The sequence below is a fragment of the Flavobacterium sp. WC2430 genome, from assembly GCF_040822075.1.
Lineage (GTDB): Bacteria > Bacteroidota > Bacteroidia > Flavobacteriales > Flavobacteriaceae > Flavobacterium.
The window spans coordinates 156,022-169,973 of the sequence record NZ_CP162007.1 but is presented as its reverse complement, the minus strand read 5'-3'; the positions used below and the strand labels follow the sequence as shown (position 1 = coordinate 169,973).

Here is a 13,952-nt window from a genome sequence, read left to right as displayed (position 1 = left end):
AATAAAATGATGAGCAACTCAGAATTTGGAAGTATTTCATTTGATTTACCAAAAAACCAATCAAATGTAATCAAAGTAATTGGTGTAGGTGGAGGTGGAAGTAACGCTATAAACCACATGTTTAAGCAAGGAATTAAAGGGGTGGACTTTATTGTATGTAATACTGATTCTCAGGCATTACAAAGTAGTTCAGTACCTAATAAAATTCAGTTAGGGGTAAACTTGACTGAAGGACTTGGTGCTGGTGCTAATCCTGATGTAGGGCAGCAATCAGCTATTGAGAGCATTGCTGAAATTGAAAAAATGTTGGACCGCAATACTAAGATGGTTTTCATCACAGCTGGAATGGGTGGTGGTACTGGAACAGGTGCTGCGCCGGTTATTGCTCAATTAGCCAAAGAGAGAGAAATTCTTACTGTAGGTATTGTAACACTTCCATTCTTATTTGAAGGAAAAGTGCGTCAAGAACAAGCGAAAATTGGAATAGAAAAATTACGCAAGCAGGTAGATTCTTTAATCGTTATTAATAATAATAAATTAAGAGAAGTATATGGTAATCTTGGTTTCAAAGCAGGATTTTCAAAAGCGGATGAAGTTTTAGCAACTGCCTCAAGAGGTATTGCTGAAGTGATAACACATCACTACACTCAAAATATCGATTTACGTGATGCGAAGACCGTTTTGTCTAATAGTGGAACTGCAATTATGGGTTCGGCTGTTGCTGAAGGAGAAAATAGAGCAAAAGAAGCTATTATTTCTGCTTTAGATTCTCCATTATTGAATGATAACAAAATCACAGGTGCCAAAAACGTATTGTTGCTCATCGTTTCTGGAACTAATGAAATCACTTTAGATGAAATCGGAGAAATCAATGACCACATTCAAAATGAAGCAGGTCACAATGCCAATATTATTATGGGTGTTGGTGAAGATGAAACTCTTGGTGATGCTATTGCAGTTACTATAATTGCAACAGGTTTTGATATTGAACAACAAAATGGAATCGTAAATACGGAGCCGAAAAAAATAATTCATGCACTAGAGGATGAACAAAGTAATGTTTATAATCTATCAAAAAATGCGGTACCTGCTTTTGATTTAAATACAGAATCACCAAAATCAAATTCCGATGAAAGAATCGTATTTGATTTGTTAGAAGACAAAGTCGTGCCTGAAGCAATTGTTCCAGTTCCAGGAAACGAAGGTTTATTGGCCATGTCTGAGTTTATTAAGAACTTAGATGTTACTTTTGAAATCGTTTCTCCTATTAAAGATATTGATTTTACATTTACAGCTCCAAAACAAGTAGAAGCAGAAGTGCAACAGCCTAAAGTAATTGAAAGACAAGAGCAAACAACATTTTCTTTTGACTTGCCAATTGCAAAACCTGAGCCAGTTGCAGAAATAAAAGAAGAGAAAGTTTTATTTGAATTGACAAATGAAACACGTGAGATAAAAGTGAATCAACCCGTTCAATTTGTTCCAGTAACTGAATTGTCTGATAATGGAATCATTAAATATTCTCTTGAGGAGTATATGGAAGCGGAGAATGAATTGATTTCTTCAAAACCAGTTGCTAAAGTTGTGGAAGAAGTGATACCAGCTGAATTGAATATCACAATGAAGCAAGTGGATAAAAGTGTAAATGCTCCTTCTCATTTTGAGGAGATATCTCCAATGGAAATGACAATTGAGGAAACATTGAGGCTAAGAGCTGATGAGAGAAGAAAAAAGCTAAAAGAATTCAACTATAAGTTTCATAATAATGTTTCTAAAGTGGATGAATATGAAAGAGAACCTGCTTACAAAAGGTTAGGAATAGATATCTCAAATACACAGTCAAACAATACAAATTCTAGAATTTCTGTTGGTATAGACAGCAATAATGATTTACAGTTGCGTTCAAATAATTCTTATTTACATGACAATGTAGATTAATTAATTTTAACCAATAAGAACTAGCCCGAAAATTGAATTTAATTTTCGGGTTATTTTTTTTATCTTCGCACCACTATTTTAGCAAAGAATATTTTTTGTGCCTTAATCCAGCTGTCCGTTACAAGATTTTATCGCCAAATGGTTTTTTCTAAGTCTTTAAAAGAGCTTCCTTCGGTCGCTTTTTAAATTCAAGAAAAAAAGCATTGGCTCTCAAAATGCTTTTCACTACCATCTGGGGCAAAAGATAGTTCGTAACAGGAATTCAACAATCGATGAATAATCGATTAATTAAATAAATAATAAAGAATATGAGTTTATCAGTACAAATCATGGACGAAATGAAAACAGCCATGAGAGCTAAAGATACAGTTGCATTAGAAGCTTTAAGAGCTATTAAATCTGAGATTCTATTAGCTCAGACAGCAACGGGATCAAAAGAAGAAATTACCGAAGATGACGAAGTTAAATTACTACAAAGATTAGTGAAAACTCGTAAAGAAAGCGCTAGAATTTTTACAGAACAAAACCGTTTGGATTTGGCTGAACCAGAATTGGCTCAAATTGCAGTAATCGAAAAGTTCTTACCTGCACAGTTGACAGAAGCTGAAGTAGAAGTAGTGATAGCAAAAATAATTGCCGAAACTGGAGCTGCTGGTATTGCATCAATGGGAAAAGTAATGGGATTAGCTGCTGCTCAATTAGGTGGTACTGCCGAGGGGAAAGTTATTTCTACAATAGTAAAAAAATTATTGACATAAATTTTAGGATTCAAGGTTAACGAATTTAAATCACAAATCTAAAATTGTTAATCTTAAATCAAACGGCTGCGTAGTTCAACTGGATAGAATATCAGATTTCGACTCTGAGGGTTGCAGGTTCGAACCCTGTCGCGGCCACAAATAAAATAAAATTTTTAGTTTTACATAAAAGAAAGAGCGATTATATAGATCATATAATCGCTCTTTTTTTTATTTGCACCTTTTCTTAATGTAATCAAAGGGATAAGGATGGCCCAGTTCAGCTGCTTTATTTAAATCAATACAGCCACTTTCTGTTTGGTTTAATTTAAACTTCAATTCAGCCCGGTCATTATACGCTTTGCTAAATTTTGGTTCTATTTCGATAGCCTTAGAATAATCTTCAATCGCTCCGTTATAATCTTTCAAAATACTTTTAGTAGTTGCTCTAGAATAATAAGCTTTGCTCTGTTTTGGATCAATTTCTATCACTTTAGATAAATCTTTAATAGCGTCTTTGTACTCTTTTTGAATGTTTTCTACTAGAGCTCTTGAGTAGTAGGCTTCGATAAAGTTAGACTTTAGTTCAATGGCTTTACTATAATCTTTAACTGCTTCTTTGTAATCTTTTATTAGGTATTTGTTATTCCCTAATGTGTAGTAGTCGTTAGCTGTTTGACAATTGGCTTTCATACAAATAATGAAGGCAAGCGTAATAAAAATTTTGTTCATTTCTTTTTTAGTTTCAATTAATGAGGTTGTTTGTTTTTAATTTAAATGATTCAACAAGCAATAAGTTGCTTAACTATTTGATTTCTAGAAGAGACTAAATTTTGTTGTTTTGTGAATATTTACTCACAAATATTTGAAAAAATAAATCGATAAACAATACCCACATTTGGTGATTTTTTATAAAAAAGCGAATTAAATTAGGTCCTGAAAATATTGTGTTTTATGGATTTATTTCCATTTAATATAAAGATATTTTTAGTTTTCTTGTTTGCCTAATAATTAAAATTGCTATTAATTGTGCTTTTTAAGTTGTAAATTTAAGTAAAAATTTAAAAGTCAAAGTCATGAAGAATAATGTTCCAGTATCCGAAATTATGACCAGAAACATAATTAAGTTGAATCTTTCTGATGAGTTGACAAAAGCAGAAGATTTATTTAAAAAAAATAAAATCAGGCATATTCCAGTAGTGAGTGATGGTAAAATTATTGGAATGCTAAGTTATACTGATTTATTAAGGGTTTCTTATGCTGATGTTGTAGAAAGAGAGGCAGAAGAAGTAGAGTCAATCGTTTTTAATATGTTTTCGATACGTCAAGTAATGACTAAAGAAATTGTGATTATTAGCCCAGAGACCACAATAAAAGAAACAGCTGAAATTCTGTCCAAAAATGAATTTCATGCACTGCCAGTATGTGATAATGATGTTTTAATGGGGATTGTAACTACAACGGATTTAATGAAATATTTTGTGGAGCAATATAAATGAGAAAACCCCATCCTTACTGTTGTAATTATGGGGTTTTGGATTATTTATATTGTTGTCAATTTCTTTAAATCGGCAATAGTTGCTGTTGGGTTTTCTGCTTTAAAAACATAGCTTCCCGCTACAAGTACATCAGCTCCTGCTTCAACTAATTGTTTTGCATTTTTATTGGTAACTCCACCGTCAATTTCAATAATGGTGTTGGCTCCTTTTCTCGTGATTAATTCTTTTAATTTTTTTACTTTAGCATAGGTATTTTCTATAAATGACTGTCCGCCAAAACCAGGATTTACACTCATGATGCAAACTAAATCAATGTCATTGATTACGTCTTCCAATAAATCAACGTTTGTATGTGGGTTTAAGGCTACTCCAGCTTTCATACCTTCGGCTTTTATGGACTGAACGGTTCTGTGCAGGTGAGTACATGCTTCGTAGTGTACGCATAAGATATTTGCTCCTAGATCGGCAAAGGTTTTAATGTAGCGATCAGGATCAATAATCATTAAATGAACATCGATTGTTTTTTTTGCATGTTTTGAAATCGCTTCCAGTACTGGCATTCCAAAAGAAATGTTTGGCACAAAAACTCCATCCATAATATCAATATGAAACCAATCCGCTTCACTGTTGTTAATCATTTCAATGTCACGTTGCAGGTTAGCAAAATCGGCCGCTAATACTGATGGAGCAATAAGTGTATTTTTCATTGTTTTGTTGTTTAATCTGAATTTATTTCAGATTCTTAAGTTGTTGTTTGTGCAAAATTAGTTTATTTAAAACAAACGGGAAAGTTTTTTTATAAAAGGTACAACTCGCGATTTATCCGTGTATTGCGTAAGGGATTGAAGTGGAAATCCTTTTTATTTTTTTTAATAAAAAGATTGAAACATAAAGCCCGACCCGAAGTTTTTACGAAGGGTTACGCCAGAAAAGAGAAAGATAAAAAGAAAATAGAGGGAAAGAGGATCTGAAAATAATTCAGATTAAAAAATAAAACTCCGGACCCGAGACTGAAAGTCGAACAGAGCGAAGCTAAACTCGAGAGCTTTGCTCGAACAGACCGAGGGTTTTATTGATAAAAAATAAAACTCCGGTAATCAGCCGGAGTTTCAATCATCAATCAAAAAACGAACAGTCAATCAAACTGTTGTTCATTTTGAATTAAAAAATTTAAGTTTTAAAGATTTTAATTGGGGAATATTGTGAATTAACCTAAGTAGGTTTTTAATATTTTACTTCTTGAAGTGTGTTTCAATCTTCGGATTGCTTTTTCCTTGATTTGACGTACACGCTCACGAGTTAGGTCAAAAGTTTCACCTATTTCCTCAAGAGTCATTGGGTGTTGGTCACCAAGACCAAAGTACAAACGAACCACATCAGCCTCTCTAGGAGTCAATGTTTCTAATGAACGTTCGATTTCGGTACGTAATGATTCGTGGATTAATTCTCTGTCAGGATTTGGAGATTCGCCAGAACGCAATACATCGTAAAGGTTAGAATCTTCTCCTTCAACAAGAGGTGCATCCATAGATAGGTGACGACCAGAGTTTTTCATAGACTCTTTTACGTCATTCACAGTCATGTCTAGTTCTTTTGCAATTTCTTCAGCAGATGGTGGACGCTCGTTAGATTGCTCTAATAAAGCGTACATTTTGTTGATTTTATTGATAGAACCAATTTTATTTAATGGTAAACGAACGATACGGGATTGTTCAGCCAATGCTTGAAGTATCGATTGACGAATCCACCATACGGCATACGAAATGAATTTGAAACCACGTGTTTCATCAAAACGTTGTGCTGCTTTTATAAGACCAAGATTTCCTTCGTTAATTAAATCGGGAAGCGTTAATCCTTGGTTTTGATATTGTTTTGCTACCGAAACTACGAAACGTAAGTTGGCTTTTGTTAATTTCTCTAGTGCTTTTTGATCACCAGCTTTAATCTTTTGAGCTAATTCTACTTCTTCGTCAGCGGTAATAAGATCAACTTTTCCAATTTCTTGTAAATATTTGTCTAATGATGCAGTTTCACGATTCGTTACCTGCTTGGTAATTTTTAGTTGTCTCATGTTTTTGTCTCCTCAAGTTTTAAGTGTACAAGTGATTATACGTACGAAGTTGTGAAAAAGTTACAAAAGGGATGAAATAAATATTTATTTTATTTTTTAAACCATTTAATTTGGGCATTCCCTTCGGTCGGGCTGTCCGCACTCGCTTTTTTATTCCATTTTATTGCATAAAAAGAGCTCAAACAAACGCTGCCATCCCTAATGCAAAACAAAAATCCCGTTTCAAATTCATGAAACGGGATTTCCTATAAATAAACCTTTAGTAAACTAAGATCTGATTACTCTTTTCTTTCCTCACGTGGAGGTCTTGGTAGAAGTGCTTTTCTTGACACTTTTTCTTTTCTAGTTTTTGGATCCATACCTAAGTATTTCACTTCAAAAACGTCACCCATGTTCACTACATCAGAAACATTTTCTGTGCGTTCCCAAGCCAACTCAGATACATGTAGTAAAACTTCGTTTCCTGGAGCTGATGTATACTCTACAACTGCACCAAAATCTAGCATTTTGATTACTTTTACCTCGTAAGACTCATTCATTTGAGGCTTGAAAGTGATTGATTTAATTTTAGCCAATACTGCTTCAATTCCAGCAGGATCTGTTCCTAAGATTTCAATAACTCCTTCTTCAGTAATTGGATCTTCATTGATAACAATTGTAGTTCCTGTAGTTTTTTGTAATTCTTGAATCACTTTTCCTCCAGGTCCGATTAATGCTCCAATGAAAGCATTAGGGATTCTTCTTGTAATGATTTTTGGAGCATATGCTTTAACATCTGCTTTTGGCTCAGCTAAAGTTTCGATTAATTTTCCAAGGATATGTAAACGTCCATCACGAGCTTGAGCTAGTGCTGCTTCCATAATCTCGTATTTCAATCCGTCAATCTTGATGTCCATTTGACAAGCAGTAATACCTACAGAAGTTCCTGTTACTTTAAAGTCCATATCTCCTAAGTGATCTTCATCACCAAGAATGTCAGACAATACAGCATAACGATCTCCGTCAGTAATCAATCCCATTGCAATTCCAGATACAGGACGAATCATTTGAATACCAGCATCCATTAATGATAATGTTCCAGCACAAACAGTTGCCATAGAAGAAGAACCATTCGATTCTAATACTTCAGATACAACACGAATTGTATAAGGGCAATCAGCAGGAATCATGTTTTTTAATGCTCTTTGAGCCAAGTTTCCGTGACCTACTTCTCTTCTTGAAGTTCCTCTTAAAGGACGAGCTTCACCAGTGGAGAAAGGAGGGAAGTTATAATGTAGGTAGAATTTCTCTTCACCTTGTTCTGATGGAGAATCAATTTGGTTTGCTTCTCTAGATGTTCCTAAAGTTGCTGTTGCCAAAGCTTGCGTTTCTCCACGAGTAAACAATGCAGATCCGTGTACAGATGGTAAGTAATCTACTTCACACCAGATTGGTCTGATTTCTGTAGTTTTTCTTCCGTCTAAACGGGTTCCTAAATCTAAGGTTACGTTACGAACTGCTTCTTTGTTTGTTTTCTTGAAGTATTTAGAAACTAAATCTCCATCAGCTGCCAATTCTTCTTCAGTAAATAATGCTTTAATTTCTTCTTTTACTTCGTCAAATGCAGCTGTACGTTCTTGTTTAGAAGAACCTTTGCTTGCAATAGCGTAAATTTTATCGTAAGATGCCGCTTTTACTTTAGCGTAAATTGCTTCATCTTCTCTTTCTCCTTCATACGTTCTAGTCTCTTTTTTTCCAAAAGCAGCTTGTAAACGCAATTGAGCAGAAATTTGATTTTTGATATGTTCGTGAGCAAATTTAATTGCTTCAAGAATTTCTGCTTCTGAAATTTCTTTCATTTCACCTTCTACCATTGCGATAGAATCCATAGAAGCTCCAATCATCATATCAATGTCTGATAACGCTAATTGTGCACGGCTTGGATTGATGATGAATTTTCCATCAACTCTTCCAACTCTAGCTTCAGAGATTAATGTTTCAAAAGGAATATCAGATAAAGCTAATGCTGCTGATGCTGCTAAACCTGCTAGTGCATCTGGCATAATATCTTCGTCGTAAGACATTAATTGAATCATTACCTGAACTTCAGCATGATAATCATCTGGGAAAAGTGGACGTAAAACACGGTCTACTAAACGCATAGTTAACACTTCGCTATCACTTGGTCTTGCTTCTCTTTTGAAGAAACCTCCAGGGAAACGTCCTGCTGCAGCAAATTTTTCACGATAATCTACCGTAAGTGGTAAAAAGTCGATACCTGGACTAGCTTTTCTTGAAGATACTACTGTTCCTAAAATAACAGTTTTACCTATTCTTACTACTACAGATCCGTCAGCTTGTTTAGCTAAACGACCTGTCTCGATTGTGATGTTTCTGCCATCACCTAAATCGATACTTTCTACAAATAATTGTGGAATCATAAATTTAATTTATTAGTTAAACATGGGTTCTAGTTGTGTTGTAGTTGTTGTTTGCGTAGTTAATGCCTAAAACCCAATGAAAAACCAAACTTTTTTATTCTTGTGTAAAAACAAAAAGAGGCACTTACGCACCTCTTTTTTATATTGATTATTTTCTGATACCCAATACTTTGATAATCTCACGATATCTGTTGATTTCTTTCTTTTTCAAGTAATCTAACAATGATCTTCTTTTACCTACTAGCAATACTAATGAACGCTCTGTGTTATAATCATGACGATTTTTTTTCAAGTGCTCAGTTAAGTGGCTAATTCTGAAAGTGAATAAAGCGATTTGTGCTTCAGCTTTTCCAGTGTTTGTTTTTTCTCCGTGTTGTGCGAAGATTTCTTCTTTAATCTCTTTAGTTAAATACATTCCAATATTTGTTTAATGATTTTTATGTATGTCATACAGCTATTGTAAGACGGGTGCAAAAGTAATTAATAATTATCAATTAATAATTATGAATTGATAATTATTTTAAATCTTAATACAATTTTGCAACCTCCTCATTTACAAACTCCAAAAATCGTTCGTCCGCTTCTGTAAAAGGGTCAATCACATGACTGTCAATGTCTATTTGCCCAATGTTTTGCCCATTTGCAAATAAAGGAACAACAATTTCTGATTTTACAGTAAAGCTACAAGCAATATAGTTGTCTTGAGCGGCAACATCTGGCACAACAAAATTATCGTTTGAAACTGCTACTTGCCCACAAATTCCTTTTCCAAATGGGATAACGGTATGATCCGTTTCTGCTCCTACATAAGGACCTAGATGTAATGTTTTTGTATCGTGGTTTGCAAAATAAAAGCCTACCCAATTATAGTATTCTATGCTGGAATTTAAAAGTTGGCAAATGGTCAATAATTTTTCGTCTCTTGTAAGTGAATTGTTTGACGTTATTGCTGTTACTTTTGGTTTCAATTCTTGAAATGTCATTTTGTTCAATTTTTATACAAAAGTATTTAAAGTCCTTAATCTTATTTATATTAAATTTGTTAAAAATTGCATTTTGAGAAAATATATTGTTTTGTATAAGCCTTTTTTGTTTTTTTTAGCAAAGTTTTTTTTAACCTACATAATATTAGCTTTTGTTTATCAAATATTCTTAAATGGTTTTGAGAGCAATCAAACAGATTCAATTACAAAATTGGTAGCCCAAAATACGGAGCAATTATTAAAACTGTTTCATGCTGATGTGGTACTTGAAGAAAATAAAACAGATGATTACATCAAATTGATTTACAATCAAAAATATGTTGCCAGATTGATTGAGGGGTGCAATGCGATTAGTGTTATTATTTTATTTATTTCGTTTGTAGTTTCTTTTTCAGGAAAATTAAAACCTACAGTTTTATATATTATCGGAGGAAGTTTAGGTATTTATTTTTTAAATGTGATGCGAATTGCATTGTTGTGTGTTCTGATTTATTTTTTTCCTACACAAGAATCTATTTTACACGGTGTGTTTTTTCCGTTGTTTATTTATGGAGTCGTTTTTATTTTATGGGTAATTTGGGTTAATAAATTTTCATTATATGCTAAAAATTCTACTAACACATAAACTTAGATTTGTTACGGCAGCACTGTTAGTGCTATTACTTATTTTAGTTCGCGCCTTTGAAGACCGTTTATTCTATGATCCTTTCTTAAATTATTTTAAAAGTGATTTTAATAATTTACCGCTACCTATTTATAGTCCATATCGTTTGTTTATAGGTTATTTATTTCGATATGGACTTAATACTATCATTTCGTTAGGGTTGCTTTATGTATTATTTAAAGATGTTGAGATAATTAAATTCGCTGCTATTTTGTATCTGCTTTTTTTTATGATTTTAATCGCTTCTTTTTATATGGTGATTAATTTTTATGGAGTGAATAATAATCTTTTTCTTTTTTATATTAGGAGGTTTTTAATTCAGCCTATTTTTGTCCTATTGTTTATTCCTGCTTTTTATTTCCAAAAGGTTAATAAATGATTTATTTTTATTATCTTTAATTGAGTATTAAATTATTAATAATCAATAATTTAGAGTCATGAAAATAGTAAAACACTCTGGAGATATTGTTGATTTTGAGCCAGAAAAACTAAAGGTTTCATTGTTGAAATCTGGTGCTAGTCCAGTTATTGTTGAAGATATTTTGAATAAAATTAAAAATGAACTTTACGAAGGAATTTCAACCAAACATATTTATAAAAGAGCTTTTCTTTTATTAAAAAAAGAGGCTAATTCACATGCAGCCAGATACAATCTAAGAGCAGCACTTCAGTTGTTAGGTCCTGCTGGTTTTTTCTTCGAGAAATATATAGCTCGACTTTTTGATGCCGAAAAATATACAACTACCACAAATCTGGTTTTGCAAGGAAAGTGTGTTTCACATGAAATAGATGTTTTAGTAAAGAAAGATAATGCTATTGCAATGATAGAATGTAAGTTTCATTCTAGTAGAGAAGCAGTTTCGGATGTTAAAATTCCTCTATATGTTCTTTCGAGATTTAATGATTTGAAAGATAGAAACCATATGATTTTTTCAAAAAAAGATACCGTTTCAAAATGTTGGATCTCAACTAACAATCGGTTCACTTCTGATGCTATTACTTTTGCTAAATGCTCTGGTTTGAATTTACTGAGTTGGGACTACCCTAAAAATAATAGTTTGAAAACAAGAAACGATATAGACTGTCTTTATCCAGTGACTTGTTTAACCACTTTGTCTATTGCTGAGAAAGATAAACTATTGTTTTTGGATGTGATTTTAGTTAAGGAATTAATGAATAATTCGGATGCTTTAGAAAAAATTAACTTGAGTGCTAATAGAATTAAAAATGTTTTAAAAGAAGTTAGGGAATTGTGTAGATGTGCTTAAAATAACGATTTGATTAATTGTTCACTATAAATAAAGAGTCATGAAAGTAAAGTTTATTGGAGGAGCAGGAACAGTTACTGGTTCAAAAACATTAGTAGAAAGTAATGGTGTTCGGATTTTGATAGATTGCGGCCTTTTTCAAGGCATAAAGCCTTTGAGAGAACTTAACTGGAACCCTCTTCCAGTTTTGCCTTCAACTATTGATTTTGTTCTATTGACCCATGGACATTTAGATCATTGTGGTTGGTTGCCAATATTAGTTGAACAAGGATTTAAAGGAAAAATTTATTGTTCAAGTCCAACTAAAGAAATTGCTAAATTAATTCTTTTGGATAGTGGTAAAATTCAAGAAGAAGAAGCGTACAAAGCAAATAAGGAAAAATATTCTAAACATGAAGTCGCTAAACCTTTATATACTGCTGAGCAAGCCGAGAAAGTATTTCCTTTTTTTAGAGTTGTTAATGTCAAGGAAACAGTTCCATTGGATGCTGAAATTTCAGCAGTTTTTACAAATGCAGGACATATCATTGGGGCTTGTAGCGTAGAATTGAGTTTAGAAGGTAAAGTTTTGGTTTTTTCTGGAGATGTAGGTAGGGATAATGATGTTTTAATGTTTCCACCCACAAGGCCAACAAAAGGGGATTATATATTTCTGGAAAGCACTTATGGTAATCGTCTTCATCCTGAAACGGATGCGAAATTAGAATTGGAAACGTATATCAATTCTACTTTTAAAAATGGTGGGACAGTAATAATTCCCTCTTTTGCTGTAGAGCGGGCACAGAGTATAATGTATTTGTTATGGAAGTTAAAAACGGAGAAAAAAATCCCAGACATTGAATATATTATTGATTCCCCGATGGGAGTAAGTGCATTTGATGTTTTTTTTAACAATTTAAAATGGCATAAGCTTTCCATAGACGATTGCGTGGCTATGAGTAAAATGTTCACGATGATTACGGATTATAAAGATACAATAGAGGCTATTTATAATAAAAAACCAAAAGTAGTAATTGCTGCTAGTGGAATGGTGACTGGAGGACGTGTTTTAAGTTATTTAACAAATTACATTGGATTACCAGAGACTACTGTTATTATTGTGGGGTACCAAGCGGAAGGAACTAGAGGACGCAAATTACTTGAAGGTGCCAAAGAAGTTAAAATTTACGGGAAATATTATGCTGTTTTAGCTAAAATTATTGACATTGAAGGGCTGTCAGCACATGGTGATCAAAAGGATTTACTTAATTGGCTTTCGGCCTTAGAAAATAAACCTAAAAAAGTATTTTTAGTCCATGGGGAAAATATTCCTGCTGATGAGTTGCGTATAAAAATTAATGAACATTATGGATTTGATTGTGTCATTCCACTAATGGGACAAGAATTTGACCTTTAATCCTTCATATTGTAATTCAGTTGAATATACTATTAGGCGTAAAAAAACTAGATTGTTAAATCTGTACTAGAAGCATGTAGGGTTGTCATGGTATTTTAATTTTAGATTAATCGTTAATTAATCTTTAAAAAGATTCAATAAATTGTGGTTCATGTAAATTATACTTACTTTCACGCACAAAACATTTTTGAATAAAACCCCACAGAATGAATAGCTTTGATTGGAAGAATTTGATAGACCCACTTTTTTATATTCATTTTGATGTGAATGGAATAAAATTAGGGATATATATAGTATTGTTTATTGTTTTTGCTGAGACAGGATTGTTTGCTGGTTTCTTTTTACCTGGAGATAGTTTGCTTTTTCTTGCTGGAATTTACAATCGTGAATTGATTGAAAATATATTGTTTATAGATAGTGATTTTATAAATGTTGTTCTCTTGTCGACAATGGTTGGTTTTGCAGGTATTTTAGGTAATATTGTCGGCTATTGGTTTGGATCAAAAAGCGGATACTATCTCTATAATAAAAAAGACACTTTTTGGTTTAAGAAAAAATACCTTGTTCAATCTAAAGATTTTTTTGAAAGGCATGGAGGTAGAGCAATTATTTTCGCAAGGTTTTTGCCAATATTTAGAACTTTCGCTCCTATTGTTGCTGGAATTGTGACTATGGATAAAAAGAAATTTATGTTTTATAATGTGGTTAGTTCTTTTTTATGGTCATTTATATTGATTTTCGCAGGACATTATTTATATGGATTTTTACTAGATAATTATCAAATAAATTTGAAAGAACATATTGAGTTAATCGTTATTGGTTTGGTAGTAATTACTTTATCGCCAGTACTAATCAAGTTAGCTAGAAAGCATCCAGTTTCAGAGGAATAGAACTAAAAAAGTAGTGCTTATTTGACGAAATATTATTTTCAAAAAAAAGTATAAATAAAAAATCCGTTCAACATTGTTGAACGGAT

Annotated in this window: 14 protein-coding genes and 1 tRNA gene; 9 read left to right on the top strand and 6 right to left on the bottom strand. The window is 32.7% G+C overall.

Going from position 1 to position 13,952, the window contains the following annotated elements:
* The first annotated feature begins 6 nt into the window (after positions 1-6).
* The 3 genes from ftsZ (at position 7) to AB3G36_RS00785 (ending at position 2,834) form a co-directional block, all read left to right on the top strand.
* A complete protein-coding gene (gene ftsZ / locus AB3G36_RS00795; RefSeq protein WP_367755047.1) occupies positions 7-1,938 on the top strand; it encodes a cell division protein FtsZ in 1,932 nt (643 codons plus the stop codon).
* A 308-nt stretch (positions 1,939-2,246) separates the two neighbouring features.
* Positions 2,247-2,696 (top strand): GatB/YqeY domain-containing protein, encoded by a 450-nt coding sequence (locus AB3G36_RS00790; RefSeq protein ID WP_367755045.1) that lies wholly within the window; start codon positions 2,247-2,249, stop codon positions 2,694-2,696.
* A gap of 64 nt (positions 2,697-2,760) precedes the next feature.
* Positions 2,761-2,834 (top strand) — tRNA-Arg (locus AB3G36_RS00785).
* Positions 2,835-2,906: 72 nt separating this feature from the next.
* On the opposite strand, the gene AB3G36_RS00780 is transcribed toward AB3G36_RS00785, so the two are convergent.
* A complete protein-coding gene (locus AB3G36_RS00780) occupies positions 2,907-3,407 on the bottom strand; it encodes a tetratricopeptide repeat protein (RefSeq protein ID WP_367755043.1) in 501 nt (166 codons plus the stop codon).
* 344 nt (positions 3,408-3,751) lie between these two features.
* On the opposite strand from AB3G36_RS00780, the gene AB3G36_RS00775 reads away from it, so the two are divergent.
* The gene (locus tag AB3G36_RS00775; RefSeq protein WP_367755041.1) at positions 3,752-4,174 is read left to right on the top strand and encodes a CBS domain-containing protein; all 423 of its coding nucleotides are present in this window, start codon (positions 3,752-3,754) and stop codon (positions 4,172-4,174) included.
* 44 nt (positions 4,175-4,218) lie between these two features.
* Here the strand turns inward: AB3G36_RS00775 and rpe are convergent, their stop codons facing one another.
* The 5 genes from rpe to AB3G36_RS00750 form a co-directional block, all read right to left on the bottom strand.
* Complete coding sequence (gene rpe, locus AB3G36_RS00770) at positions 4,219-4,881, bottom strand: ribulose-phosphate 3-epimerase (RefSeq protein WP_367755039.1); 663 nt, start codon at positions 4,879-4,881, stop codon at positions 4,219-4,221.
* A gap of 500 nt (positions 4,882-5,381) precedes the next feature.
* Positions 5,382-6,245 (bottom strand): RNA polymerase sigma factor RpoD/SigA, encoded by an 864-nt coding sequence (locus AB3G36_RS00765; RefSeq protein WP_007137700.1) that lies wholly within the window; start codon positions 6,243-6,245, stop codon positions 5,382-5,384.
* Positions 6,246-6,523: 278 nt separating this feature from the next.
* Positions 6,524-8,665 carry a polyribonucleotide nucleotidyltransferase gene (locus tag AB3G36_RS00760; RefSeq protein ID WP_367755035.1) on the bottom strand — a complete coding sequence of 714 codons (2,142 nt, stop codon included), beginning with the start codon at positions 8,663-8,665 and terminating at the stop codon, positions 6,524-6,526.
* Positions 8,666-8,813: 148 nt separating this feature from the next.
* Positions 8,814-9,080, bottom strand: coding sequence for a 30S ribosomal protein S15 (rpsO, locus tag AB3G36_RS00755; RefSeq protein WP_367755033.1), 267 nt, complete (start codon positions 9,078-9,080; stop codon positions 8,814-8,816).
* Positions 9,081-9,192: 112 nt separating this feature from the next.
* Entirely contained in the window at positions 9,193-9,648 is a 456-nt protein-coding gene (locus tag AB3G36_RS00750) for a GAF domain-containing protein (protein ID WP_367755031.1), read from the bottom strand.
* Positions 9,649-9,721: 73 nt separating this feature from the next.
* On the opposite strand from AB3G36_RS00750, the gene xrtF reads away from it, so the two are divergent.
* The 5 genes from xrtF (at position 9,722) to AB3G36_RS00725 (ending at position 13,866) form a co-directional block, all read left to right on the top strand.
* On the top strand, positions 9,722-10,273 hold the full coding sequence (gene xrtF, locus AB3G36_RS00745) for an exosortase family protein XrtF (protein ID WP_367755029.1): 552 nt from the start codon (positions 9,722-9,724) through the stop codon (positions 10,271-10,273).
* Positions 10,248-10,691: an exosortase F system-associated protein gene (locus tag AB3G36_RS00740; RefSeq protein WP_367755027.1), complete on the top strand. Its 444-nt coding sequence runs from the start codon at positions 10,248-10,250 to the stop codon at positions 10,689-10,691. The genes xrtF and AB3G36_RS00740 overlap by 26 nt, the downstream gene beginning before the upstream one ends.
* A gap of 58 nt (positions 10,692-10,749) precedes the next feature.
* Positions 10,750-11,580 carry a restriction endonuclease gene (locus AB3G36_RS00735; RefSeq protein ID WP_367755025.1) on the top strand — a complete coding sequence of 277 codons (831 nt, stop codon included), beginning with the start codon at positions 10,750-10,752 and terminating at the stop codon, positions 11,578-11,580.
* Between the two features lie 40 nt (positions 11,581-11,620).
* Positions 11,621-12,976, top strand: a complete 1,356-nt coding sequence (locus AB3G36_RS00730; protein WP_367755023.1) for an MBL fold metallo-hydrolase — start codon at positions 11,621-11,623, stop codon at positions 12,974-12,976.
* A 206-nt stretch (positions 12,977-13,182) separates the two neighbouring features.
* Positions 13,183-13,866: a DedA family protein gene (locus AB3G36_RS00725; protein ID WP_367755021.1), complete on the top strand. Its 684-nt coding sequence runs from the start codon at positions 13,183-13,185 to the stop codon at positions 13,864-13,866.
* The last annotated feature ends 86 nt before the right edge of the window (positions 13,867-13,952 follow it).

Bases quoted from the DNA above. Each gene is read 5' to 3' on its own strand.
- rpsO (WP_367755033.1), bottom strand. From the start codon at position 9,080: ATGTATTTAACTAAAGAGATTAAAGAAGAAATCTTCGCACAACACGGA.
- AB3G36_RS00765 (WP_007137700.1), bottom strand. From the start codon at position 6,245: ATGAGACAACTAAAAATTACCAAGCAGGTAACGAATCGTGAAACTGCA.
- AB3G36_RS00735 (WP_367755025.1), top strand. From the start codon at position 10,750: ATGAAAATAGTAAAACACTCTGGAGATATTGTTGATTTTGAGCCAGAA.
- ftsZ (WP_367755047.1), top strand. From the start codon at position 7: ATGATGAGCAACTCAGAATTTGGAAGTATTTCATTTGATTTACCAAAA.
- AB3G36_RS00790 (WP_367755045.1), top strand. From the start codon at position 2,247: ATGAGTTTATCAGTACAAATCATGGACGAAATGAAAACAGCCATGAGA.
- AB3G36_RS00725 (WP_367755021.1), top strand. From the start codon at position 13,183: ATGAATAGCTTTGATTGGAAGAATTTGATAGACCCACTTTTTTATATT.
- AB3G36_RS00750 (WP_367755031.1), bottom strand. From the start codon at position 9,648: ATGACATTTCAAGAATTGAAACCAAAAGTAACAGCAATAACGTCAAAC.
- AB3G36_RS00780 (WP_367755043.1), bottom strand. From the start codon at position 3,407: ATGAACAAAATTTTTATTACGCTTGCCTTCATTATTTGTATGAAAGCC.
- AB3G36_RS00740 (WP_367755027.1), top strand. From the start codon at position 10,248: ATGCTAAAAATTCTACTAACACATAAACTTAGATTTGTTACGGCAGCA.
- AB3G36_RS00760 (WP_367755035.1), bottom strand. From the start codon at position 8,665: ATGATTCCACAATTATTTGTAGAAAGTATCGATTTAGGTGATGGCAGA.
- rpe (WP_367755039.1), bottom strand. From the start codon at position 4,881: ATGAAAAATACACTTATTGCTCCATCAGTATTAGCGGCCGATTTTGCT.
- AB3G36_RS00730 (WP_367755023.1), top strand. From the start codon at position 11,621: ATGAAAGTAAAGTTTATTGGAGGAGCAGGAACAGTTACTGGTTCAAAA.
- AB3G36_RS00775 (WP_367755041.1), top strand. From the start codon at position 3,752: ATGAAGAATAATGTTCCAGTATCCGAAATTATGACCAGAAACATAATT.